Origin of the sequence: Sphingomonas sp. PP-CE-1A-559, assembly GCF_004340965.1 — a bacterium.
GTDB lineage: Bacteria > Pseudomonadota > Alphaproteobacteria > Sphingomonadales > Sphingomonadaceae > Sphingomonas.
On record NZ_SLYA01000003.1, the window covers coordinates 101,489 to 124,749 of the forward strand.

At 66.3% G+C, this 23,261-nt stretch carries 21 protein-coding genes; 11 read left to right on the forward strand and 10 right to left on the reverse strand.

The features are described 5' to 3' along the window. Positions 1 to 40 precede the first annotated feature (40 nt). The 4 genes from pgeF to lgt all read right to left on the reverse strand — a co-directional run bounded on the left by pgeF (position 41) and on the right by lgt (position 3,528). Entirely contained in the window at positions 41 to 814 is a 774-nt protein-coding gene (gene pgeF / locus C8J42_RS10735) for a peptidoglycan editing factor PgeF (protein ID WP_133020072.1), read from the reverse strand. Between the two features lie 159 nt (positions 815 to 973). Further along, on the reverse strand, positions 974 to 1,510 hold the full coding sequence (locus C8J42_RS10740; RefSeq protein ID WP_347812410.1) for a GNAT family N-acetyltransferase: 537 nt from the start codon (positions 1,508 to 1,510) through the stop codon (positions 974 to 976). Beyond that, positions 1,483 to 2,445, reverse strand: coding sequence for an SAM-dependent methyltransferase (locus C8J42_RS10745; RefSeq protein ID WP_243644311.1), 963 nt, complete (start codon positions 2,443 to 2,445; stop codon positions 1,483 to 1,485). Before C8J42_RS10745 ends, C8J42_RS10740 begins: the two co-directional genes overlap by 28 nt. A gap of 177 nt (positions 2,446 to 2,622) precedes the next feature. Next, complete coding sequence (lgt, locus tag C8J42_RS10750; RefSeq protein WP_243644313.1) at positions 2,623 to 3,528, reverse strand: prolipoprotein diacylglyceryl transferase; 906 nt, start codon at positions 3,526 to 3,528, stop codon at positions 2,623 to 2,625. A gap of 67 nt (positions 3,529 to 3,595) precedes the next feature. Here lgt and C8J42_RS10755 point away from each other — a divergent pair, with 67 nt between their 5' ends. The 4 genes from C8J42_RS10755 to phbB all read left to right on the forward strand — a co-directional run bounded on the left by C8J42_RS10755 (position 3,596) and on the right by phbB (position 9,386). Continuing rightward, positions 3,596 to 5,284, forward strand: coding sequence for a class I adenylate-forming enzyme family protein (locus tag C8J42_RS10755; RefSeq protein WP_165895475.1), 1,689 nt, complete (start codon positions 3,596 to 3,598; stop codon positions 5,282 to 5,284). A 158-nt stretch (positions 5,285 to 5,442) separates the two neighbouring features. Further along, entirely contained in the window at positions 5,443 to 7,629 is a 2,187-nt protein-coding gene (locus C8J42_RS10760; RefSeq protein ID WP_133020074.1) for a molybdopterin cofactor-binding domain-containing protein, read from the forward strand. Continuing rightward, positions 7,626 to 8,633, forward strand: coding sequence for a ferrochelatase (gene hemH, locus C8J42_RS10765; protein ID WP_133020075.1), 1,008 nt, complete (start codon positions 7,626 to 7,628; stop codon positions 8,631 to 8,633). Before C8J42_RS10760 ends, hemH begins: the two co-directional genes overlap by 4 nt. A 30-nt stretch (positions 8,634 to 8,663) precedes the next feature. Beyond that, on the forward strand, positions 8,664 to 9,386 hold the full coding sequence (gene phbB, locus C8J42_RS10770) for an acetoacetyl-CoA reductase (RefSeq protein ID WP_056066403.1): 723 nt from the start codon (positions 8,664 to 8,666) through the stop codon (positions 9,384 to 9,386). Positions 9,387 to 9,770: 384 nt separating this feature from the next. Here the strand turns inward: phbB and murA are convergent, their stop codons facing one another. Continuing rightward, a complete protein-coding gene (gene murA / locus C8J42_RS10775) occupies positions 9,771 to 11,054 on the reverse strand; it encodes a UDP-N-acetylglucosamine 1-carboxyvinyltransferase (protein ID WP_133020076.1) in 1,284 nt (427 codons plus the stop codon). 251 nt (positions 11,055 to 11,305) lie between these two features. Here murA and C8J42_RS10780 point away from each other — a divergent pair, with 251 nt between their 5' ends. Further along, entirely contained in the window at positions 11,306 to 11,989 is a 684-nt protein-coding gene (locus tag C8J42_RS10780) for a Crp/Fnr family transcriptional regulator (RefSeq protein ID WP_056488277.1), read from the forward strand. Between the two features lie 39 nt (positions 11,990 to 12,028). On the opposite strand, the gene clpS is transcribed toward C8J42_RS10780, so the two are convergent. The 3 genes from clpS to phaC form a co-directional block, all read right to left on the reverse strand. Further along, on the reverse strand, positions 12,029 to 12,379 hold the full coding sequence (gene clpS, locus C8J42_RS10785) for an ATP-dependent Clp protease adapter ClpS (RefSeq protein ID WP_056066412.1): 351 nt from the start codon (positions 12,377 to 12,379) through the stop codon (positions 12,029 to 12,031). A 192-nt stretch (positions 12,380 to 12,571) separates the two neighbouring features. After that, the gene (gene phaP, locus C8J42_RS10790; protein ID WP_165895277.1) at positions 12,572 to 13,249 is read right to left on the reverse strand and encodes a phasin family protein; all 678 of its coding nucleotides are present in this window, start codon (positions 13,247 to 13,249) and stop codon (positions 12,572 to 12,574) included. Positions 13,250 to 13,354: 105 nt separating this feature from the next. After that, the gene (gene phaC, locus C8J42_RS10795; protein WP_133020077.1) at positions 13,355 to 15,073 is read right to left on the reverse strand and encodes a class I poly(R)-hydroxyalkanoic acid synthase; all 1,719 of its coding nucleotides are present in this window, start codon (positions 15,071 to 15,073) and stop codon (positions 13,355 to 13,357) included. Positions 15,074 to 15,389: 316 nt separating this feature from the next. Here phaC and C8J42_RS10800 point away from each other — a divergent pair, with 316 nt between their 5' ends. The 3 genes from C8J42_RS10800 to C8J42_RS10810 are packed head-to-tail and all read left to right on the forward strand — an operon-like array spanning position 15,390 to position 17,813. Next, a complete protein-coding gene (locus C8J42_RS10800; RefSeq protein ID WP_120301497.1) occupies positions 15,390 to 16,598 on the forward strand; it encodes an LL-diaminopimelate aminotransferase in 1,209 nt (402 codons plus the stop codon). Between the two features lie 11 nt (positions 16,599 to 16,609). Continuing rightward, positions 16,610 to 17,386 carry a sulfite exporter TauE/SafE family protein gene (locus C8J42_RS10805; RefSeq protein WP_120301496.1) on the forward strand — a complete coding sequence of 259 codons (777 nt, stop codon included), beginning with the start codon at positions 16,610 to 16,612 and terminating at the stop codon, positions 17,384 to 17,386. Position 17,387: 1 nt separating this feature from the next. Continuing rightward, the gene (locus C8J42_RS10810; RefSeq protein WP_120301495.1) at positions 17,388 to 17,813 is read left to right on the forward strand and encodes a thioesterase family protein; all 426 of its coding nucleotides are present in this window, start codon (positions 17,388 to 17,390) and stop codon (positions 17,811 to 17,813) included. Between the two features lie 199 nt (positions 17,814 to 18,012). Here C8J42_RS10810 and C8J42_RS10815 read toward each other — a convergent pair whose 3' ends face one another. After that, positions 18,013 to 18,435: a helix-turn-helix domain-containing protein gene (locus C8J42_RS10815; protein WP_093399023.1), complete on the reverse strand. Its 423-nt coding sequence runs from the start codon at positions 18,433 to 18,435 to the stop codon at positions 18,013 to 18,015. A gap of 184 nt (positions 18,436 to 18,619) precedes the next feature. Between C8J42_RS10815 and C8J42_RS10820 the strand changes: the two genes are divergently transcribed. From C8J42_RS10820 to C8J42_RS10830, 3 genes are read left to right on the forward strand one after another with little or no spacing between them, the layout of a single operon-like run. Then, positions 18,620 to 18,949 (forward strand): hypothetical protein, encoded by a 330-nt coding sequence (locus C8J42_RS10820; RefSeq protein ID WP_120301494.1) that lies wholly within the window; start codon positions 18,620 to 18,622, stop codon positions 18,947 to 18,949. A gap of 47 nt (positions 18,950 to 18,996) precedes the next feature. Then, on the forward strand, positions 18,997 to 21,102 hold the full coding sequence (locus C8J42_RS10825; RefSeq protein WP_133020078.1) for a bifunctional (p)ppGpp synthetase/guanosine-3',5'-bis(diphosphate) 3'-pyrophosphohydrolase: 2,106 nt from the start codon (positions 18,997 to 18,999) through the stop codon (positions 21,100 to 21,102). Positions 21,103 to 21,153: 51 nt separating this feature from the next. Beyond that, entirely contained in the window at positions 21,154 to 22,176 is a 1,023-nt protein-coding gene (locus tag C8J42_RS10830) for a glycosyltransferase family 2 protein (RefSeq protein ID WP_133020079.1), read from the forward strand. Between the two features lie 344 nt (positions 22,177 to 22,520). Here the strand turns inward: C8J42_RS10830 and C8J42_RS10835 are convergent, their stop codons facing one another. Further along, positions 22,521 to 23,249, reverse strand: coding sequence for a class I SAM-dependent methyltransferase (locus tag C8J42_RS10835; protein ID WP_133020080.1), 729 nt, complete (start codon positions 23,247 to 23,249; stop codon positions 22,521 to 22,523). Positions 23,250 to 23,261 lie beyond the last annotated feature (12 nt).

A 23,261-nucleotide genomic window follows, 5' to 3' on the forward strand; every position in this document is an offset into this window, starting at 1 on the left:
TGTGCGGAGCCTAAACGACCGGCGAGGGCTTTGGGAGCCGTTACAGGCCGATGATGCTGATCTGACGCCCATAGGAGGGCTCGCCGCGATGGGTCGCGCGCCGATAGCTGAAGAAGCGATCGTCATCGGTGTACGTGTCGAGCCCGAGCGCCTCGATCCGGCCGATCCCGGCGACCGCCAGCCGGCTGACGACATAGGCCTCCAGGTCGAACTGGTAATGATCGCCCCTGTTCTCGACGGCGCGGCCGTCCGCGAAGAAGCGCTCGTTCTCCGGATCCGCCTCGCAGAACCGCCGGATGAAGCCGTCATCGACCTCGTAGCTGGCGCGCGCGATGCACGGCCCGACCGCGGCGACGATCCGGTCGCGGTGCGCGCCGATCGCCTCCATGGCGAGGATCGTGGAGTCGGTGACGCCGCCGAGCGCGCCCTTCCACCCGGCATGCGCGGCCGCGACGACGCCAGCCTCGCGGTCAGCGATCAGCACGGGCGCGCAGTCCGCGGTAAGGATGCCGAGCGCGAGGCCGGGACGGTCGGTGACCAGCGCATCGGCATGCGGGCGGATCGCATCGTCGAATGGCTCGATCACGGTGACTACGTCGGCGGAATGGACCTGGTACAAACCGACGAGCTTCGCGCCGGGCAGGACCGCCTCGGTAGCGCGACGGCGGTTCTCAACGATGGCGGCGGTGTCGTCGTCGGACCCGATGCCGACATTGAGGCTCGCATACGCATTGGTCGAGACGCCGCCACGCCGGCCGAGAAAGCCATGCGGAATGTCGCCAAGCGCCTTCGCGCGGATGAGGTCGATGGTCATAGCGACCGCCCCTCCGATAGCTCCACCCCGGCGAAGGCCGGGGCCCAATTGGGGGACATTGCTGACAGGGGACTGCGCATCGTTACTGCGACCTTTGCAATTGGGCCCCGGCCTCCGCCGGGGTAGTACCGTTCCGCGCGATGCTGGCAGCGCCGCCGATCACAGCACAAGCCGCATGATCCGGTCATCGTCCGGCTGCTCGCCAACCATGAACACATACCGACCGATCTCGACAAAGCCGTAACGCTGGTAGAACCGATGCGCCCGGTGGTTATCCACATACACGCTAAGGATAATCTCCGTCCGTCCCTCAGCCCGCGCGACATCGATCGCCCAGTCCATCAACGCCGGGCCGACGCCCGCACCATGCTGGTCTCCGCGCACATAAAGCTGGTGAAGTTCGATCGCCGTCGCAGGCCAATCGCCAGGAAACGCCACCGGGCCGATCTTCGCAAATCCGACGATCTCACCCGCCCCGTCCACCGCGACGCGCACCGTGAAGGCAGGGTCGGACAGCTGCGCCGGCAACCCCTTCTCCCCGAACGTTTGCTCCAGAAACGCCGCAAGATCTTCGGGCCGATACAGCGTACCGAACGTATCGGTGAAAGACCGCTTCGCCATCGCGGCGAGCTCGGCGCCATCAGCGGGCACGGCATCACGATAGGCGATCATGCAAACGCCGCCGGGGTCGGCCAAGTCGGCGCGGTGATCGCCAGCGCTTTGAAAAGCGTACCCATGTCGTCCATCAACCTCCTCCGATCCGCCGCCAATGCTTCCGCCCGCGCAGGCGAAGCCTTGGCGAGCGCCGACGTCCGCGAATCGATCCCGAGCGCACCGAGCAGGTCGCGCTGCGTCACCGGCCCCCACGCGACCGCGCCCTCGGCCTGCGCGGCGGCTGCAAGCGTGGTGAAGTCGACATGCGCGGTCAGGTCGTGTTCGCCGGGCGCCTCGAACGGATTGGCGAAGGCATGCCCGCGCACCGCCTGCAACGTATCGCCGAGTGCCGGCCCCTCATAACCATAGTCGATCGCGATCAGCGCGCCGCCCTGCGTGGCGATCCGCTCGGCGAGGCCGCGGACGATGCTCACGGCAGCAGGCGAGGTTTCCAGGATCGAGCCTGCGGGCGCATCGCGAAACGGCTCTGGGATCACCGCATCCGGGAGCGGCTTCCCTGCGATCGGCAGGAACAGCAGGTCCTGTGCCGCGACCAGGCGTTCGTGCCACTGCTCGCGCTTCACCAACTGCCGGATCGGCAGCGCATCGAAGAACTCGTTGGCGACGACGATCAGCGGCCGATCGGTCGGCAGCGTATCGACCGCGTCGTGCCACGTCGCAGCGGGCACACGCTCGGCTTGAGCTTTTCTCAACGCCGGGCTGGTCTCGACGAAATGTACCGGCGATTGGAGCCCGGCCTTCGCCATCGCCCGCGCGGCATCGGCGGCCAGCGTCCCGCGACCCGGCCCGAGCTCGACCCACGCCACGTCGGGGCGACCAGCGCGGTCCCAAAGATCCGCACACCACAGCCCGACAAGCTCGCCGAACATCTGGCTGATCTCGGGCGCGGTGGTGAAGTCGCCCCCCGCCCCCAACGGGTCGCGCGTCGCATAATAGCGTGCGTTCGCCGCCGCCATATACTGCGCGACGGGGATAGGACCCGCGAGCGCAATCGCGCGGGCGAGGCGTTCTGGGAGGGCAGTGTCTATCCCCCTTCCGCTTGCGGGAGGGGTTAGGGGAGGGGCTGGATTATCGTTGGCCATGACGTTTGCGGCCATGCCCTCCCCCAACCCCTCCCGCAAGCCGGAGAGGAGTTACGCGACGCTCGCCGTCCCCGCGATCGACTCCACCCGCACGCGCCGCTTCGCCGACGTCGCCACCAGATACGCGCCACCGACGATCATCGGCACGCACAGCCACTGCCCCATATGCAGCCCGGTATGTTCGGCAAACGCCCGCAGCTGCGAATCCGGCTCGCGGAAGAACTCGACGGTAAACCGCGCGACCCCGTACCCCAGCACGAACAACCCGACGAGCTTGCCCGGATCGTACCGCGCCTTGGTCTTCCAGAACGCGAACCAGAGCAGCGCGAACAGGAGGACGCCCTCCAGCCCCGCCTCGTACAGCTGGCTCGGATGCCGCGCCGGCTCGACCATGCCGAACGGCACGGTGCGCTCGAAGATGATCCCCCACGCGACGTCGGTCGGCTTGCCCCACAGCTCGCCGTTGACGAAGTTCGCCAGCCGCCCGAAGAACAGTCCGAACGGTACGCAGCACGCGATATAATCGTGCACGCGCAACCAGTTGAGCTGGTGCTTCCGCGCAAACAGGATCAGCCCGATCGACGTGCCGATCACCCCGCCGTGGAACGACATGCCGCCGTCCCACAGCCGGAAGATACGCAGCGGATGCAGGAACATCTCGGGTGCGTAGAAGATCACATAACCGAGCCGCCCGCCGAGGATGATGCCGAGCGTCGCGTAGAATACGAGGTCGTCGGCATGCCGCCGCGCCATCGGTGCGCCGGGCTGGGCGAGCAGCTTCAGCAGATACCACCAGCCGAGCAGGATCCCGCCGATATAGGCAAGGCTGTACCAACGCAGCGTGAAGAACCCGATCGAGAAGACGTCGGGGTGCAGCCCCAGATCCTCGAAGCGGATGTGACTGCCGACGGCAGGCGCTACGGCGCCCGCAGCGGCGGTGATGGTCGACAGGATCAAAGGCTTTTCCCCACGCGTTCGCCCCTGCATAAAGGCCGATAACGATAAGACCAAGTAGGAGAGCGATATGCGGACCGAGCTAGACCTAGCTATGGATTCGACGATGGCCGCGCTGACCGCGCCCGACGGGATGCTCGCGCTCGGATCGGTCGAGCGGTTCGGCGTCACGCTGCCGACGATCGCCGCCGCCCCGCCCGCGCTCAGCTACTATTTCGCGCACTACGCGAGCGAACACCGCGACGCCGTCTTCCTCGTCTCGGGCGCCGAACGGCTGACCTTCGGCGAGGTCTACGCCGCCGCCGAGCGCACCGCCCGCGCCCTTGTCGGCGGCTACGGCATCGCCAAGGGCGACCGGGTCGGGATCGCGATGCGCAATTCGCCCTCGTGGATCGTCCTCTACATGGGCATCATCATGGCCGGCGGCGTCGCGACGTTGCTCAACGGCTGGTGGCAGTCGGAGGAACTCGAGACCGCGATCGGCGAGGTCGATTGCGCCCTCGTGTTCGCCGATCCACCGCGCGTGAAGCGCCTCGCGCAGATTTCGGCTTTGCGCGCGCCAGACGTCGAGATCGACGATTCGCGACCGCTCGACGCTGCGCTCGGCGCCGTGTTGGCAAAGGACGATCACACCGCCGACCTGCCGCTGCTCGGGCCAGAGGATCATGCGACGATCCTGTTCACGAGCGGATCGACCGGCCAGTCGAAGGGCGCGCTCTCCGAACACCGTGCGGTCGTCCAAGGCATCTTCAACTATCTCGGCCAGGCGATGATGATGGTCGGGATCGCCACCGCGCAAGGCAATCCGCCGGTCGGCCAGCCGGTCACGCTGCTGACGATCCCGCTGTTCCACATCACCGGGGAGGTGCCGGTGTTCCTCCAGAGCTTCGCAATGGGCCGGAAACTCGTGCTGATGCCGAAATGGGATGCAGGCGAGGCGATGCGGCTGATCGAGGCGGAGGGCGTCACCTATTTCGTCGGCGTGCCGCTGATGAGCTTCGAGATCCTCAACCATCCGGACCGCGCGAACTACGACCTCTCGACCGTCACCGATTTCGCCGCGGGGGGCGCACCCCGCCCGGTCGATCACGTCCGCCGCATCGACGAGGAGATGGGCGGCAGCGCGCCGCTGATCGGCTACGGCCTGACCGAGACCAACGCGGTCGGCACCGGCAACTGGCGCGGCAATTACCTCGCCAAGCCCAATTCCGCCGGCCGGCCCGGCGCACCTTTGGTCGACCTCGCCATCCTCGACGATGCCGGCCACTCGGTCGACCAGGGCCAGCGCGGAGAGGTCTGCATCCGCTCGATCTGCAACTTCAAGGAATACTGGAACCGCCCCGACGCGACCGCCGCCGCGTTCACGTCGGACGGCTATTTCCGCACCGGCGACATCGGCTACCTCGACGAGGACGGCTATCTGTTCATCGTCGATCGCAAGAAGGACATCATCATCCGTGGCGGCGAGAACATCTCGTGCCAGGAAGTCGAGGCGGCGCTGTACGAACACTCAGCGGTCGCGGAAGCCGCCGTGTTCGGGCTGGCGGACGAGCGGTTCGGCGAGGTCCCCGGCGCAGTGGTCGTCCCACAGGACGGCGAAACGCTGACCTCCGACGACCTGACCGCGTTCCTCCACCAGCACATCGCCGCGTTCAAGATACCGCAGCGGATCTGGATTTCGGAAGAGCCGCTGCCAAGACTGGGGACGGAGAAGATCGACAAGGTCACGCTCAAGGCCAAGTATAGAGCGCTGGCCTAATATCCCTCGCCCCTCCGGGGAGAGGGAGGGAGGAGCCACTTGGCGACGGAAGGGAGAGGGGGAGTGGGACTCCCGGCGCAGGCCCGAAGACCCACTCCCCCTCATCCGCCGCTTCGCGCCACCTTCTCCCCGTGGGGGAGAAGGATTAGAGCCACCTCATGATCAACAGGCGCAGCATACTCGTCGGCGGCGGCGCAGGGATCGGGCTCGCCGTCGCCTGGAGCCTCTGGCCACGAACCTACGCCCCCAACCTCGTCGCCAACCCCGGCGAAACCCCGTTCGGCGCGTGGCTCAAGATCGGCACCGACGGCCATGTCACCGTCGCCGTCCCGCAAGTCGAGCACGGTCAGGGCGTCTACACCACCCTCCCCCAGATCGTCGCGGACGAACTCGGCGCGGACTGGCGCACCGTCGGCGTCGAGCCCGCCCCCCTCAACCCGCTCTACGCCAACCCAATCGGCGTGCACGACCTGTTCGAAGGCCTGTTCGACCGCCTCCCAGCCGGCACCCCGCGACCACCGATGCTGACCGGCGGATCGAGTTCAATCCGGATGTTCGAGCAAGCCTGTCGCGAGGCCGGCGCAGGCGCCCGCGCGCTGCTCTGCATGGCGGCGGCCAAACGCTGGGATGCCGACTGGACCCAAGTCAACGTCGACGCCGGCTTCTGCACCTACCAAACCAAGCGCATCCGCTTCGCCGAACTCGCCGAGGAGGCCGCCAAGTTCACCCTCCCCGATCCCCTCCCGCTCGGCATCCAGGGTGCCGGCAAGCTGGTCGGCAAGTCGGCCCCCCGCCTCGACACACCCTCGAAAGTCGACGGCTTGGCCAATTTCGCGGGCGACGTCCGCCTCGCCGACATGGTCCACGCCGCAATCCGCCAAGGCCCGGTCGGCGGTCGCCTGACAAAGGTCGACCGTGCCGCCGCCGACCGCATCCGCGGAGTGCTGTCGGTGGTCGAGAACCCGCGCTGGGTCGCAGCCATCGCGACAACAGGGTGGGCCGCACAAAAGGCGCTCGACGCCCTCGCCCCGCGATTCGAGAACGACGCGCCCCTCCCCGATACCAGGTCGATCGACGCAGCACTCGACGTCGCGCTAGCCCGTCCCGGCACGCAGATGGCCTCCGCGGGAGATGTCGCCACGACGTTCCAGGGTGCCAGGCTCGTCACCGCGACCTACCGCGCCGGCCTCGGCCTGCACGCAGCGATCGAGACCCGCAGCGCGACAGCCTCCTTCTCCAACGGCCGCCTCGAACTCTGGCTCGCAACGCAAGCGCCGGGGCTCGCACGATCGGCAGCGGCACGTGCGGCGGACCTCAGCGAAGACGCCGTCGTCATCCATCCGATGCTGATCGGCGGATCGTTCGGCGCAGCCCTCGAACACGACGTCGCCGAACAAGCGGCGGTGCTGGCGGTAAAGCTGAGACGCCCGGTCAGCCTCGTCTGGTCGCGCGGCGAGGATTCGCTCCACGATCACTACCGCCCACCCGCCGTCGCGACGATGGCCGCGCGGCTCGCCCCCAACGGCGCCATCATGGGCTGGTCGGCCAACATCGCAGCCCCCTCGACCGGCGCCGAGATGGCACGCCGGATGATGCCGGGCCTCGCAACCGAAGCGGCGCTGATCGGCGTCAAAGGCGACCGCTACGCCGTCGCGGGCGCGGCGCCCGTCTATCGCATTCCAGCCTATGCGATCGAGCATCATCCCGCCGAGATCGGCATCCCGACCGGCCACCTCCGCGGCGGCGCACACGGCTACACCGCGTTCTTCACCGAATGCTTCCTCGACGAACTCGCGCGCACTGCTCAGTCCGAACCGATGTCGTTCCGCATCGCCATGCTCGGCGGCGAACCGCGACTCGCACGCTGTCTCTCGACCGCGGCGGCGCTCGGCGGCTGGGACGGCGGCGTCGCCGGCAGTGGCCAGGGCATCGCCGCCCACGCCTTCCGCGGCAGCTACATCGCCGTCATGGCGGAGGCGCACATCGGCGCAGACCAGCGCCCGGTGGTCGACCGGCTCGTCGCCGCGGTCGATTGCGGTGCGCAGATCAATCCCGACATCGTCCGTCAGCAGATCGAGGGCGGGCTGATCTTCGGCATGGCCGCCGCACTCGGCGCGTCGACCGGTTTTACGCGCGGCCTCGCGGACGCGCGCGGGTTTGACACGATCGGCCTGCCCCGCCTCGCCGACACGCCCGACATCACTGTCGAGGTCATCCGCAGCGACGAGGCCCCCGGCGGCGTCGGCGAACTCGGCGTCCCCGCGGTCGCGCCCGCGATCGCCAACGCGCTCTATGCGTCAACGGGCTTCCGCATCCGCAATTTGCCTTTAAGACCAGCGCCATGACCCTGCCCCCCGATCATCCCCCGATTCCGAAACCCAAGATCGGCGTGTTGCTGATGAACCTCGGCACGCCCGATGGCCCCGATGCGAAATCGGTGAAGCGCTATCTTGGCGAGTTCCTGTCCGATTCGCGTGTCGTCGAGATCCCGCAGATCGCGTGGCAGCCGATCCTCCGCGGCATCATCCTCAACACCCGCCCCAAAAAGTCCGCGCATGCCTATTCGCAGGTCTGGCGCGAGGATGGCTCGCCGCTTGCCGCGATCACGCGGTTGCAGGCAGCCGCGCTGAAGGATTCGTTCGGGCCGGAAATGCTGGTCGACTGGGCGATGCGCTACGGCAATCCGTCGATCTCGGACCGGCTGACGGCGATGAAGGCGGCGGGTTGCGAGCGCATCCTGCTCGCGCCGCTCTACCCGCAATATTGCGCAGCAACGACCGCGACCGCGAACGACAAGGCGTTCAAGCATCTCGCCGGGCTTCGGTGGCAGCCGGCGATCCGCACGTTGCCGCCTTACTATGACGACACGCTCTATATCGACGCGCTGAAGGACTCGCTCGAAGAGGGGCTCTCCGCGCTCGATTTCACGCCCGATGCGATCGTCGCCAGCTTCCACGGCATGCCGAAGCGGACGTTGCAGCAGGGCGATCCGTATCACTGCCACTGCCAGAAGACCGCGCGGTTGCTCGGCGAGCGGATGGGGCGCGAGCTGACGATCGCGTTCCAGTCGCGGTTCGGGCCGCAGAAGTGGCTGGGGCCGGCAACCGACGAGACGCTCGTCGCGCTCGCCAAGGCGGGCAAGACCAAAGTGGCGATCTTCGCGCCGGGCTTCTCCGCCGATTGCCTGGAGACGCTGGAAGAACTGTCGATCCGCGGTCGCGAGAGCTTCGAGGAAGCCGGCGGCACGCACTTCGCCTATCTCCCCTGCCTCAACGACAGCCCCGTCGGCGTGGAAATGTTGCGCAGCATTTTGTCGCGCGAGCTTGAAGGATGGGTGCGGGCTGGCTAGCCTTCGGCAAAACACTGAGGAGAGAGACTGATGGCACGCGTCGCAATTGTAACCGGTGGTACGCGCGGAATCGGCGAAGCGATCAGTCTCGCATTGCAGGACATGGGCCTGACCGTCGCTGCCACCTATGCCGGCAACGATGACCGCGCGCGCGAGTTCACCGAGCGCACCGGGATCAAGGCGTACAAGTGGGACGTCGCCGATTACGACGCGTGCCAGGCCGGTTGTGCGCAGGTCGCCGCCGATCTGGGCGACGTCGACATCGTCGTGAACAACGCCGGCATCACCCGCGACGGCACGATCCTGAAGATGACGTACCAGGATTGGAAAGAGGTGATGGACACCAATCTTGGCGGTTGTTTCAACATGGCCAAGGCGGTGTTCCCCGGCATGCGCACGCGCAAATGGGGGCGGATCGTCAACATCGGCTCGATCAACGGCCAGGCCGGGCAGTACGGCCAGGTGAACTATGCTGCGGCCAAGTCCGGCATCCACGGGTTCACAAAAGCCCTCGCCCAAGAAGGCGCGCGCGCCGGCGTGACGGTCAACGCGATCGCGCCAGGGTATATCGATACGGACATGGTGGCGGCAGTGCCGGCCGACGTGCTGGAGAAGATCGTGGCGAAGATCCCGGTCGGGCGGCTGGGTCAGGCGACCGAGATCGCGCGTGGGGTGGCGTTCCTGTGTTCGGAGGAGGGCGGATTCGTCACCGGCTCGACGTTGAGCATCAATGGCGGGCAGCACATGTACTGACGGGCGTAGGCGCGGCAACGCTCGCGCCGTTGACCGCGAGCAAAGCGAAGCGGGCAGCGCCCGGCACGGCCGGCGGGTTGGCTAGCCGAACCCGTCCGACGGCGGCTTTGCCGGCGGCGCTAAGTAAGGTGTCTACCGGATCGCCAAGGACAGTCTTGCTTGATCCTGGGCCCCCACCTTCGCGGGGGAACTGGGCAGGTAGCGCTGCTCAGACCCAACCCCGCAGCGTCCGCGAGGTACAAGGATGCCACCGCAAAATGCCTAGCATCCTACTCCCTCTCCCCTCCGGGGAGAAGGTCGGGGTGAGGGGCAGTTCCAGGCGCAGCATTGCCTTGGCTGCCCCTCACCCAACCCTCTCCCCGGAGGGGAGAGGGCTACCCCGCCTCACCCGTCGCTAGCGCGCTCGATATCAGCGCCCACCGCGCTCAGCTTCTCCTCAAGCCGCTCATACCCGCGATCGAGATGATACACCCGGCCCACAGACGTCTCGCCGTCCGCCGCCAACCCCGCCAAGATCAAGCTCATCGAAGCCCGCAGGTCGGTCGCCATAACCTGCGCCCCGACCAGCTTGTCGACGCCGCGGACCATCGCGGTACGGCCATGGACCTGAATGTCCGCGCCCATTCGTGCCAGTTCGGGTACGTGCATGTAGCGGTTCTCGAAGATCGTCTCGGTCAGCATGCTGGCGCCGTCGGCCATACAAAGCATTGCCATAAATTGGGCCTGCATGTCGGTCGCGAACCCGGGGTACGGCGCGGTCGAGAGGGTCAGGGGTTGCAGCCCGCCGTCCGAGGCCACGCGCACGCCCTCCTTGGTCGGCGTCACCGACACGCCCGCCTCCACCAGGGCATCGATCGTCGCGCCCATATCCGGGATCGACACGCCGACCAGCTCCAGGTCGCCGCCGGTGATCGCCGCCGCGCACGCATAGCTGCCCGCCTCGATCCGGTCGGGCATCACCGCATAGGTCGCGCCGTGCAGCCGATCGCGGCCTTCGATCGTCAGCGTCTCGGTGCCGATCCCGTCGATCGACGCGCCCATCGCGACTAGGCAGTTGCACAGGTCGACGATCTCCGGCTCGCGCGCGGCGTTCTCGATCACCGACGTTCCCTTGGCCAGCACCGCCGCCATCACCACGTTCTCGGTCGCGCCGACCGACACGATCGGGAAGCGATAACGTCCGCCCGGCAGACGTCCGCCCGGCGCGATCGCCTTCACATAACCCGCCGCCATCTCGAGCTCGGCACCGATCGCCTCAAGTGCGCGCAGGTGGAGGTCGATCGGGCGATTGCCGATCGCACAGCCGCCCGGCAGCGACACCGTCGCCTCGCCACCGCGCCCAAGCAGCGGCCCGAGCACCAGGATCGATGCACGCATCTTCCGGACGATGTCGTACGGCGCCTCGGTCGAGGTCAGATTGCCCGCGCGGATCGTCATGACGCGACCGAAATCCTCGGGTCGCGTGCCCTGGATCGCAGTCGACGCGCCCAGTTGGTTGAGCAGGTGGCCGAAGCCGTCGACATCCGCCAGCCGCGGCAGGTTGCGCAGCGTCAGCGGCTCTTCGGTCAGCAACGCGCACGGCATCAGCGTGAGCGCGGCGTTCTTCGCGCCGGAGATGGGCAAGCGCCCGGACAGGCGATTGCCGCCGCGAATGAGAATACGGTCCATCCCGGGTGTCTATCGCGGCTGGCGTTCTGCGCAAGGGCCGCGCATCGATCGGGCGACAGGCGGATGCTGGCCGGGGGTCGAGTCCCGCGTCGGGACCGGGCGCGCCATCCGAAGCGCTAACACACCCCGCTTGATCGACTTTAATGCGCGGAAATCCTAGCTTTGCTCTGTGGTTCTCGAACATTGGGGACCATTACAGAGTGCCGGACAGCTGCTTCGCCGACCGCGTCGGCGATCTCATCGACCTGTCGATGAACGAGAAGGCTGCGTTAGCGCGGTTGGAGGAGCGCCCGCGAGACTTGCGTCGCGGTGCCGTCCTCGTGCGCGAGAATGATCCGCAGGCCGAACTCTTCATCCTGCAGCGCGGCATGGCGATGAGTTATGTGCTGCTCGACGACGGCAGCCGCCAGATTCTCCGCTTTCTCTATGCCGGCGACATGCTGGCGGTCTCCGCGCTGGTCTACCGCGATTCGCCCGAGACGGTGGTCGCGCTGACCGACTGCACGGTGTGCTCATTCGATCGCTCGGCGATGACCGGGCTGGTCACCGATCATCCACGGCTGTCGGCGCTCATCATGGTCATGAACCAGATGGAGAAGGTCGCGCTGACCGACCGGCTCGCCGCGCTCGGCCGGACCTCGGCTAAGGCGCGGATCGCGGCGTTGCTACTTGAGATGCGTAACCGCCTCCGGATGCGCGATCGCGCTATGGGCAACAGCTTCACGCTCGGTCTGACGCAGGAGGAGATCGGCGACGCCACCGGCCTCACGGCGGTCCACGTCAACCGCATGCTGCGCCAGCTCGAAGAGGACGGCCTGATCCGCCGCGAGATGGGCCGCGTCACGCTGCTCAACGAGGTGCAACTGGCGCAGGCGGCGAACTACATCGACCGCTTCGAAGGGCTCGACCTGCGCTGGTTGCCGCCAGCGCGGTGAACCTCGATCCTACCCCGTCAGAGGGTAGGAGAGATCAGGTCAAGCCTTCTCCAGCGTGCACTGTAGCGGGTGCTGGTTCTGCTTGGCGAAATCCATCACCTGCGACACCTTGGTCTCCGCCACCTCGTAGCTGAACGTACCACACACCCCGACGCCCTTCTGGTGAACATGCAGCATCACGCGAGTCGCGGCCTCCATGTCCATGCGGAAGAAGCGCTGGAGACACAGCACGACGAATTCCATCGGCGTATAGTCGTCGTTGAGCATCAGCACGCGGTACGGCGTCGGCTGTTTGGTCTTCGCGCGCGTCTTGGTCGCGATGCCGGCGCCGGTACCGCCCCCGGTGCCATCATGGCCGTCCTCGCCATTATCGTCGCGGCGCTCGGCCATCTGCTCGCCCGTCCGCTGGGGAGTCGTCATTTCAGGGGTCAAAAGCATGCTGCCAAAATATGGCATGCCGGGGGGCAAGGGCAAGGGGGCGCCGGCACACGTCGCGCGAAAACCGCAAACGCAAAAGGGGCGACCGTCGCGTGACGGCCGCCCCTTTCGTAACGCACTGCCCGAAGGTGGCGCGCTGTCGACTTAGGCCGAGATCTTCATCTTGTCGGTCGCGACCGCAACGCGGTTCGAGATCGGCTGTGCGAACTCGCCGAACATCTTCAGCATCCGCTCGGTCGAGCGCGAGCCCTCGGCGATCATCGTGTCGAACGCGGTGCGCGCATAATCGCCCTGGAGCTTCATGAACTCGGTTGGCGACTTGGCGGCGGCGAGCGTCTTGGCGGCTTCGGTCGCGCTCTCGAACGAGGTCTTGGCGTAGTCGGCAGCTTCCTGGCCGAGCGCCTCGACGTTCTTCGCGGCGATCTTCGACGACTCGACGAGCGCCTCGACGTTGCCCTTGCCGAATGCGACGAAATCTTCCGCCATCTTCGCCGACTTCTCCATCGCGCCCTTGGCCTGCTCGTTGAATTCGGCAGTGTTCGCGCCGCTGAAGAGGGCCTTGGTCTTCTCGGTGATGCTCTGGATCGTGTCCATTATGGCGTCCTTTGTTTCGCTGGCAGGGATCCCCGTTGGCGCAACGGCCTGAATCGGGGCGGGAATGTCCGTGTGCGGCGATACAAAAGCAGCCGCGAGAGGTTGAGGTGCCGGCGTCTTGGCGATCGGCTCGAATGCCGGTTTCGCCGGCTTGGCGACGGTCCGAGGAGCCTTCGCGATGGCGGCAGGCTTCGAACCGGCCTTGGCCGTCCGTTTCACGATATCCACCATCCACGCACCTCTCTTCGGAGTTATGTCGCGGTCTTCATACACCAATTCTCGCGCCGCACAATAAAATTGTGCACTGCACCATGACGGGAACGTAAGGTAGCGCTATCGGCTTTTCACATACTCGCCGGGTGCCTGGCCGAGCGCCTTCAGAGCCCCCCCTCCCGGCAGCCGCGCACCGTCCGCGGCCACCGTCTCGGCACCCAGCGCGCGCAACCATTCGACCCAGTCCGGCCACCAGCTACCCTTCGTCTCGGTCGCGCCGGCAACGAAGTCCTCAAGCGTCGAGTGCGCCCCCGGATTGGTCCAGTATTGATACTTCCCGGCAGCCGGCGGGTTGACCACGCCCGCGATATGCCCCGACCCTGCCAGCACGAACTTCAGCGGCCCGCCGAACAAGTGCGTGAGTTTCCAGACGCTTTCGGCCGGCGCGATATGATCCTCGCGCCCCGCCTGGACATAGCTCGGCGTGGAGACCTTGGTCAGGTCGATCGGCGTACCGTCCACCGTCATCGTCCCCGTCACCAGCAGATTGTCGCGATACAGGTCGGTCAGATAGCTCAGATGCCATTTCGCCGGCAGGTTGGTCGTATCGCCGTTCCAGTGGAGCAGGTCGAACGGCACGTAATCCTGCCCCAGCAGGTAATTCTGCGTGACGTAGTTCCAGATCAGGTCGCGCCCGCGTAGCAGGTTGAACGTCGTCGCCATGTAGCGCCCGTCGAGGAACCCCTCGGGCGACAGCGACGCGACCATCTTCAACTGCTCGTCATCGATGAAATGCTGCAACTCGCCCGCCTGCGCGAAATCGACCTGCGCGGTGAAGAACGTCGCGCTGGCCACTTTCGCCGCCTCGTCACGCGCCGCCAGCAACGCGAGCGTCGCGGCCAGCGTCGTCCCCGCCACGCAATAGCCGATCGTATGCACCGCCGGAACGTCGAGCACGGCGCGAACCGTATCGATCGCCTCGACCTGCGCCCCGACATAGTCGTCCCAGACCACGTCCTTCATGCTCGCATCGGCCGACTTCCACGACACCATGAACACGGTGATGCCCTGCTCCACGGCCCAGCGAATGAAGCTCTTCTCCGGGGTCAGGTCGAGGATGTAGAACCGGTTGATCCACGGCGGAAAGATGACGAGCGGCGTCGCCAGCACGCTCTCGGTGGTCGGACTGTACTGGATCAGCTCGTAGAGCGGCGTACGTTTCACCACCTTGCCCGGCGTCATCGCCAGGTTGCGGCCGAGTTCGAACGCGCCGTCCGGCGTATGCGTCACCTGCCCGCGGGCAAGATCCGCCATCATATTCTGCAGACCCTTCAGCAGATTCTCACCCCGCGTCTCGATCGTCTTCTCGATCACCTGCGGGTTGGTCAGCGCGAAATTGGTCGGGCTCATCGCATCGACGAACCCCTTGGTCGCGAACCGCAGCTGTTCCTTCTGCTTGGGGTCGAGCCCGTCGACCGCCTCGACGCCGCGCAGCATGTGGTCGCCGATCAGTTCGTAACTCTGCCGGATCAGGTCGAACACCGGCTCACGCCACTGCGGCGCCTTGAAGCGCTTGTCGGTCACCGGCGCGGCCTCGGGTGCCTTGGCCGGATCGAGAAACCGCTGCCACAGCGTCAGGCTCTCGGTCCAGAAATCGCGCGCGCGCTCCAGCGTGGCGGGGTCGGTAAAGCCCGGAATCGCAGGAATCCTCTCGGGCTTGGCCTGCATCGCGGCGAGCCCCTGCTCCACCATCATCTGCTGCGCACGCCCCATCACCCACGTCCAATGCTGGAGATCGGGGAGGGTCGGCGTGGAGGCGTCGGGAGGAGTATCGGCCATGGCATCCTCTGCTTTTTCGGGAGCTTAACGCAGACGCCGGCTCGGCGGAAGCATGGTCACGTCGACGATTGGTGGTCGCAGGAAACTCGACAATCCTCCCCCGCTAGGGGGAGGTGGCTGGCCCCTGCCAGACGGAGGGGGAGGACACGGAACAGCGGTTGCCCTTACCGCCCCCTCCGTCACCTTCGGTGCCACCTCCCCCTGGCGGGCGAGGATAGACTGAATACCCCAGCTTTCGCCCCCCTTGACGAATGAGGCGGATGACGCCCCCGCTCACCTGCGGTACAGCACCCGCTCCTCCAGCTAGAGGCTGATCATGTCCGAAGACTTCTACCGCATCAAACGCTTGCCACCCTATGTCATCGCCGAAGTGAACGCGATGCGGGCGGCGGCGCGCGCGGGCGGGGAGGACATCATCGATCTCGGCATGGGCAACCCCGACCTGCCGCCCCCCGAGCACGTCATCGAGAAGCTCGTCGAAGTCGCGCGCAAGCCTAGCGCGCACGGCTATTCGCAGTCGAAGGGCATCCCCGGCCTGAGGAAAGCGCAGGCGAACTATTACCGCCGCCGCTTCGGCGTCGACGTCGATCCTGAGACCGAGGTCGTCGTTACGATGGGCTCGAAGGAAGGCCTCGCCAGCCTGGCCACCGCGATCACCGCGCCCGGCGACGTCGTGCTCGCGCCCAACCCGTCCTATCCGATCCACACCTTCGGCTTCATCATCGCCGGCGCGACGATCCGCGCGGTGCCGACCACGCCCGACGAAGCGTATTTCGAAAGCCTCGAGCGCGCGATGGCGTTCACTGTCCCCGCGCCGTCGGTGCTGGTCATGGGCTATCCATCGAACCCGACCGCCGAGGTCGTCGACCTCGCCTTCTACGAGCGCGTCGTTGCGTTTGCGAAGAAGCACAAGCTGTGGGTGATCTCCGACCTCGCTTATTCGGAGCTGTATTTCGACGGCAAGCCGACCCCCTCGATCCTCCAAGTGCCGGGCGCGAAGGACGTCGCGATCGAGTTCACCTCGCTCAGCAAGACCTATTCGATGGCCGGTTGGCGGATGGGCTTCGGGGTCGGCAACAAGACGCTGATCGCGGCGATGACGCGCGTGAAGTCGTACCTCGATTACGGCGCGTTCACGCCGATCCAGGCCGCCGCCTGCGCCGCGCTCAACGGCCCGCAGGACATCGTCGAGCGCAACCGCCAGCTCTATCACAAGCGTCGCGACGTGCTGGTCGAGAGCTTCGGCCGGGCCGGCTGGGATATCCCGAGCCCCCGCGCGAGCATGTTCGCATGGGCACCACTGCCACCCGCGCTCGCGCACTTAGGTAGCCTTGAGTTCACCAAACAATTGCTGACTCACGCGCACGTCGCGGTGGCCCCAGGGGTTGGCTACGGCGAAAACGGCGAGGGCTATGTGAGGATCGCGATGGTCGAGAACGAACAGCGGCTCCGCCAGGCGGCGCGCAACGTGAAGAAATATCTTCAGTCGATGGGCGTCAACACGCCCGCGCGTGGCGCTGGCTGACCTTCGCCAGCGTGGATATCAATCCGTTATATTCGGTGGCCGGCGTGCTCGTCGGCCTCATCGTCGGGCTGACGGGTGTCGGTGGCGGGTCGCTGATGACGCCGCTTCTGGTGCTCGTCTTCGGCTTTCACCCCGCCACCGCGGTCGGCACCGACCTGCTCTATGCCTCGGCGACTAAGACGGTCGGCACGACGGTCCACGGCTGGCGCGGCACGGTCGATTGGCAGGTCGTGCGCCGGCTCGCGACCGGCAGCGTCCCCGCGGCGATCGCGACGTTGCTCGTGCTCAACCATCTTGGCGAGAAATCGTCCGACACCGGCCACGCGATCACCGTCGTGCTCGGCGTGACGCTCATCCTCTCGGCAGTCGCGACCTTCTTCCGCGGTAAGATCGTCGCGTGGCTGACCCCGCGCATCGGCACGGTCGGCGGCGAGCGCCAGGCGATGCTCACGATCCTGCTCGGCGCGGTCCTCGGCGTGCTCGTCTCGCTGACCTCGGTCGGCGCCGGCGCGCTGGGCATGACTGCGCTGCTGATCCTGTACCCGACGCTGCCGATCAACCGGCTGGTCGGCTCCGACATCGCTCACGCGGTGCCGCTGACTCTGCTCGGCGGGATCGGCCACTGGATTCTCGGCTCGGTCGACGTCGACCTGCTCGTGTCGCTGCTGATCGGCTCGATCCCCGGCATCATCATCGGCAGTCTGATCGCGACGCGCGTCTCGGACCGCGTGCTGGTCCCGGTGCTCGCGACCGTGCTGGCGCTGGTCGGCGTGAAGCTGATTTTCTGACGTGAGGCCGGGCTTCGCCTTCTCGACCAGGTTCCGCGTGCGCTATGCCGAGATCGACGGCCAGCGCATCGTCTTCAACTCGCGCTATCTCGAATATGCCGACGTCGCGGTTACCGAATTCTGGGAATGGACCGGGATCGCGGAGGCGCTGCCGGATGTCTGGCCGACCACCGAGTTCAACGTGCGTCGGACCGAGATCGACTACCTAAAGCCGTTCCGTCTCGGCGATACGATCGAGGCATTCGTCCGGATCGACAAGCTTGGCACGACCAGCCTGACGAAGCGGTTCGAGCTCGCGCATGCGGAGACGGGGGATCTGCACACCGTCATCACCATGGTCAGCGTGCACGTCGACCTAGAGACCGGTCGCCCAGTCCCGCTGCCGGACGTGATCCGTACGGTGCTGGAAGCGCTACCGACCCAATAGCACGAAGAAAGCATGTTCCCCCGCGAAGGCGGGGGTCCAGACTGGGCTCCCGCCTTCGCGGGAGAACAAGGAAGTACGGGCGGGGCTAACGACCTGATCCGTCACCCCGGACTTGTTCCGGGGTCCACGTTGCTGCATCCTCTCAAGTCGCTGGTCTGCGGACAGGTGGATGCCGGAACGAGCCCGGCATGACGGGACTTTACTCCGCCGCCTCAGCCTCCACCCCATCCCCGGCAACTTCCCCAGGCAGCGCCCAGATCAAGTCCCCCTTCCCCAGCACGCGCCCGTCATGCGACCGCACCGACACCGGCTGCAACGGCCGCCGATCGCGTTCGTCCACCAGGATCGGAAACGCCGGCACGCACGTCTCCCATCGCTCGCCCCATTGCCGGAGCGCGATCATCGTCGGCAGCAGCGCGAAGCCCTTGTCGGTCAGCCCGTAGGCGATCTTCCGTCGATCCTCCGGGATAGGCTGCCGCTCCAGGATCCCATGCTCGACCAGCCGCGCCAGCCGGTTCGCCAGGATATTGCGCGCAATCCCCAGTTCCGACTGGAACTCCTCGAAATGATGCAGGCCGTTGAACGACGCGCGCAGAATGAGGAACGACCAGCGCTCGCCCATCGCCTCCAGCGCGGCGGGCAGGCTGCATTCGAGCAAGGGTTCGCGCAATTTTCCCACGGCGTCTTCCTTATTGGACAGCAACGGTACCGCATAAAGAGCCGAAGCGAAATGCTCCTCCGATTTAAGTTGCAACTCGAAACTAATCGGAATAGGTCTCGATTAGAAACCTTTTAGGAGTCTACCGATGTCCGTCATCACCCGCGCCCTTCTGACCGCCGTTCCCGCCCTGACGACGGGGTTCGCCGCACTGGTCGCGACACCGGCATCGGCCCAGACCCCCATCAATTATTATGTAGCCGTCCCTACCGCCGCGCCCACTTCCACCCGGCTGATCACCAACGGCACGCCGTGGCGCTGGGAGAATGCGGCATTCGTCTCCAGCAAGGCGCCCCAGCGCGACGTGATCCTCTGCGCCGCGGTCGCCAAGCGCGTCGGGCCGCTCGCCAGTTTCACGGTCGCGGGCAAGGCCTATGACGCCGAAGCGCTGGCCGCGTGCAACAACCACGCGAAATAACGAGGATTTTGTTGCAAAAGGGCGCGGCCCGGCCCCATCTACGGTCCGTGCTGCGCCAATATGAACTGGTCGATCGCGTCCTCGACTACGATCCCGACGCCGACGAGGCGATGCTGAACCGCGCCTATGTCTTCTCCATGCAGGCGCATGGGAGCCAGAAGCGCGCGTCCGGCGACCCGTATTTCAGCCACCCGATCGAGGTGGCCGGAATCCTGACCGACCTCCATCTCGATGCCGAGACGATCGCCACCGCGATCCTCCACGACACGATCGAGGACACGGTCGCCACGCCCGAGGAGATCGAGCGACTATTCGGCGCCTCGGTCGCGCGTCTGGTCGACGGCGTGACGAAGCTCAGCAAGATCGAAGCGCAGACCGAGAACGAACGCGCTGCCGAGAATTTGCGCAAATTCCTCCTCGCGATGTCCGACGACATCCGCGTGCTGCTGGTGAAGCTCGCCGACCGCCTGCACAACATGCGGACGCTGCACCACATCGCCAAGCCCGAGAAGCGCCGTCGCATCGCCAAGGAGACGATGGACATCTACGCGCCGCTCGCCGAGCGGATCGGCATGTACGAGTTCATGCGCGAGATGCAGTCGCTGGCGTTCGAACAGCTCGAGCCCGAAGCCTCCGAATCGATCAACCGCCGCCTCGAACAGCTCAAGCAGGGCGACGGCGACCGCATCGCCAAGATCGCCTCCGGCCTGAAGCTGGTGCTGTCGCGCGCCGGGGTCGAGGCGGAGATCTCGGGGCGCGAGAAGCATCCCTATTCGATCTTCCGAAAGATGTCCGAACGCCACATCAGCTTCGAACAGCTCTCCGACGTCATGGCGTTCCGCGCGATCGTGCCGACCGAGGAGGATTGCTACCGGGTGCTCGGGATCATCCACCAGCGCTGGCCGATGGTGCCGGGCCGGTTCAAGGATTACATCTCGACGCCCAAGCGCAACGGCTATCGCTCGCTGCATACCTCGGTGATCCACGCCGACAGCGCGCGGATCGAGATCCAGATCCGCACCGCCGACATGCACGCACAGGCCGAATTCGGGCTGGCGGCGCATTGGGCCTACAAGCAGCAGATCAACGGCAGCGACCGGCAGGTCAGCTGGATTCGCGACCTCGTCGAGATCCTCGACACCGCCGAGAGTCCGGAAGAGCTGCTCGAACACACGCGGATGGCGATGTACACCGATCGCATCTTCGCGTTCACGCCGAAGGGCGAGCTGATCCAGCTGCCCAAGGGCGCGACCTCGATCGATTTTGCGTACGCGGTGCACACCGATCTCGGCGACCAGGCGGTCGGCGCGAAGGTCAATGGCCGCGTCGTGCCGCTGTCGACGGTGATCGAGAATGGCGACCAAGTGCAGATCCTGCGCTCGAAGGGCCAGTCGCCGCAGCCGCAATGGCTTAACGTCGCGACCACTGGCAAGGCGCTCGCCGCGATCCGCCGGCACCTGCGTCAGAAGGAGCGCGTCGAGCAGATCGCGCTCGGCCAAACCCTGTACGAGGATATCGTCACCCGCCTGCCCGCGCAGATCGGCACCGACGCGCTCAGCCACGCGCTGAAGCGGCTGAAGCTGCCCGACGATTCGTCGCTGATGGTGGCAATCGCGCGACGGACGCTGTCCGATGCCGCGGTGATGGAGGCGCTGATGCCCGGCTCGGCGGGCGCGGACGTGACGCATGCGCTTGCCCCGCAATCGAGCGCGATCTCGATCAAGGGCCTCACCCCCGGCGTCGCCTACGATTTGGCAACGTGCTGCCATCCGGTACCGGGCGATCGCATCGTCGGGTTGCGCCGGCCCGATGCGGGGATCGAGGTCCACGCGATCGACTGCAAGGTCCTCGCCGAACTCGCCGAGCGATCGGAAAACGAGACCGACTGGGTCGACGTGGCCTGGGGCGACGAAACCGAGGGTGCGGTCGCACGCATATCGGTGATGGTGAAGAACGAGCCGGGTTCGCTCGGCATCGTCTCGACGATCATCGGCGGGCACAAGGCGAACATCATCAACCTGCGGCTCGATACGCGCGACAAGAGCTTCCACACGAACGAGATCGACGTCGAGGTGCACGACGTGCAGCAGTTGATGCGGCTGATGGCGGGGCTGCGCGCGGCGGATGCGGTGCATACCGTGGAGCGGGTGTAGAGTTTGATGATTATTGCTGCCTACAACTCCCATTGACGCTAAACGGCGCGGATGAACCGTCCAGCGTTATCGATTGTCGTCCCCTGCTATAACGAGGCGGCGTGCCTCGACATCCTGCACGCGCGCATTTCCGGCGCGGCGAAGGTCGCGGTCGGCGACGATTACGAGATCGTCCTGATCAACGACGGCTCGCGAGACGACAGCTGGCCCGTGATGCAGCGCCTCGCCGCCGCCGACGCGCGGCTGGTCGCGATCAACCTTTCGCGCAACCACGGTCACCAGTTGGCCCTCACCGCCGGCCTCGACCTGTGCGTGGGCGAGCAGATTCTAATCATCGACGCCGACCTCCAGGACCCACCCGAACTTCTGTCCGACATGCGCGCGGCGATGGCGGCGAGTCAGGCCGACGTCGTCTACGCGGTACGCCGCCAGCGCGCAGGCGAAACGGTGTTCAAGAAAGCCACCGCCGCTGCGTTCTACCGCCTGCTGACCCGGATGACCGAAACGCCGATCCCGCTCGACACCGGCGACTTCCGCCTGATGAGCCGGCGTGCTTTGGACGCGTTCCTGTCGCTGCCCGAACAGGCCCGCTTCATCCGCGGCATGGTCGCCTGGATCGGCTTCAAGCAGGTCCCCTTCCCGTATGATCGCGCCGAGCGGCTCGCTGGCGAGACGAACTACCCCCTCGCCAAGATGATCCGACTTGCGTTCGACGCCGTCACCGGCTTCTCCACCGCCCCGTTACGGTTCGCCAGCCACGCCGGGCTCGCGCTGACCGGCGTGTCGTTGTTGCTGTTCGTCTACATCGCGATCGGCTGGCTCTCGGGCAGCGCGGTGCAGGGCTGGACCTCGACGATGCTGGTGACGGTGTTTCTCGGCGCGGTGCAGATGTTCGTGCTGGGGATGATCGGCGAGTATCTCGGGCGGCTGTACGTCGAGTCCAAGCGGCGGCCATTGTATATCGTCGCCGACGTTGCGGGGCCGATCCAGGGCAAGGCGACCTTGGGGTTCCGTGCGGAGCCGGTCGAAGTGGTGCGGTTGCCTGACGGCTCCCTTCCCTTCCACCCCGAATAACGAACGCGCCTGCCGATCACAACACCACCCCGGCGAAGGCCGGGGCCCAGTTGGCAAGGTCGCAGTGACGAAGCGCGCCCGACGTCAGCAACGTTCTCCAACTGGGCCCCGGCCTTCGCCGGGTTGGAGGTTGCTTACAAGTTCAGGACGTGCGCCGCGCCCCTACCCCGTTCGTGCCGAGTAGAGACCGAGTAGCTCCGTAAGGAGCGTATCGAGGGCTCGTATCGAGGTATGGGGCCCGCGCGCCAACTTATCCCTCGATACGCCATCTCGATACGTGGCTTCGCCACTACTCGACGGCTACTCGGGACGAACGGAAGTAGGACGCGCAGGTCCCTTGTTCGTTACCGCGGCACCGCCAGCGTCACGATCGAAACCCCCGGGGTCATCGGCAGGCGACCGACCATGTGCCGCTCCAAGCGGAAGATCTTCTCGAACAGCGCGTTCACCAGCTTGGGGGGCGGGGAGTCGTCGCTGTCGTCGCGGCCGGAGAGGCGGCCGGCGATCCTGGCCGCCGCCGCCAGCGGGAAGAGCAGCGAGTTGAAATAGCCGAGCTTTTCCGGCTTCAGGCCCGCCGTCTCGATCGCTGCCTTGAGCGTGGCCTTCGAATAGCGGCGGTGATGGTGGTTCACGGTGTCGTGCGCGCTCCACATCCACTGGTGCGCCGGCACCGCGATCAGGATCTTGCCGCCGGGTGCGAGGCAATCCGCCATCGCCTTCAGCGCGGCGACGTCGTCCTCGATATGCTCGACCACGTCGAGCACCGCGATCAAGTCGTAATGACCGCGCGGCACGCCGGGCAGTTCGGGCAACGGTGCCGCGCCGACCGGTTTGCCGAGCCGCTCACTGGCGATCTCACGCGCGGCCGGGTCGATCTCGATCGCGTCGATGCTGCCGAACGCGGCGAGCATCGGCAGGTTGTGCCCGGTGCCGCAGCCGATCTCGAGGATCTTCGCATCCTTCGGCAATGCGCCGTAGCGGGTCAGGTAATCGGCCAGAATGTCGCGGCGGGCGCGGTACCACCAGTGGGTGGAATCGTGGGCGGCCATCCGGTCGTAGACGATGCGGTCCATTAAATGTCGGCC

Excerpts from the sequence above, each read along its gene's own strand:
- pgeF (WP_133020072.1), bottom strand. The coding sequence starts at position 814 with ATGACCATCGACCTCATCCGCGCGAAGGCGCTTGGCGACATTCCGCAT.
- phbB (WP_056066403.1), top strand. The coding sequence starts at position 8,664 with ATGGCACGCGTCGCAATTGTAACCGGTGGTACGCGCGGAATCGGCGAA.
- C8J42_RS10820 (WP_120301494.1), top strand. The coding sequence starts at position 18,620 with ATGTCCGTCATCACCCGCGCCCTTCTGACCGCCGTTCCCGCCCTGACG.
- C8J42_RS10780 (WP_056488277.1), top strand. The coding sequence starts at position 11,306 with ATGAACGAGAAGGCTGCGTTAGCGCGGTTGGAGGAGCGCCCGCGAGAC.
- C8J42_RS10745 (WP_243644311.1), bottom strand. The coding sequence starts at position 2,445 with ATGGCGGCGGCGAACGCACGCTATTATGCGACGCGCGACCCGTTGGGG.
- clpS (WP_056066412.1), bottom strand. The coding sequence starts at position 12,379 with ATGGCCGAGCGCCGCGACGATAATGGCGAGGACGGCCATGATGGCACC.
- C8J42_RS10755 (WP_165895475.1), top strand. The coding sequence starts at position 3,596 with ATGCGGACCGAGCTAGACCTAGCTATGGATTCGACGATGGCCGCGCTG.
- hemH (WP_133020075.1), top strand. The coding sequence starts at position 7,626 with ATGACCCTGCCCCCCGATCATCCCCCGATTCCGAAACCCAAGATCGGC.
- C8J42_RS10835 (WP_133020080.1), bottom strand. The coding sequence starts at position 23,249 with ATGGACCGCATCGTCTACGACCGGATGGCCGCCCACGATTCCACCCAC.
- C8J42_RS10815 (WP_093399023.1), bottom strand. The coding sequence starts at position 18,435 with ATGGGCGAGCGCTGGTCGTTCCTCATTCTGCGCGCGTCGTTCAACGGC.
- C8J42_RS10830 (WP_133020079.1), top strand. The coding sequence starts at position 21,154 with ATGAACCGTCCAGCGTTATCGATTGTCGTCCCCTGCTATAACGAGGCG.
- phaC (WP_133020077.1), bottom strand. The coding sequence starts at position 15,073 with ATGGCCGATACTCCTCCCGACGCCTCCACGCCGACCCTCCCCGATCTC.
- murA (WP_133020076.1), bottom strand. The coding sequence starts at position 11,054 with ATGGACCGTATTCTCATTCGCGGCGGCAATCGCCTGTCCGGGCGCTTG.
- C8J42_RS10760 (WP_133020074.1), top strand. The coding sequence starts at position 5,443 with ATGATCAACAGGCGCAGCATACTCGTCGGCGGCGGCGCAGGGATCGGG.
- C8J42_RS10800 (WP_120301497.1), top strand. The coding sequence starts at position 15,390 with ATGTCCGAAGACTTCTACCGCATCAAACGCTTGCCACCCTATGTCATC.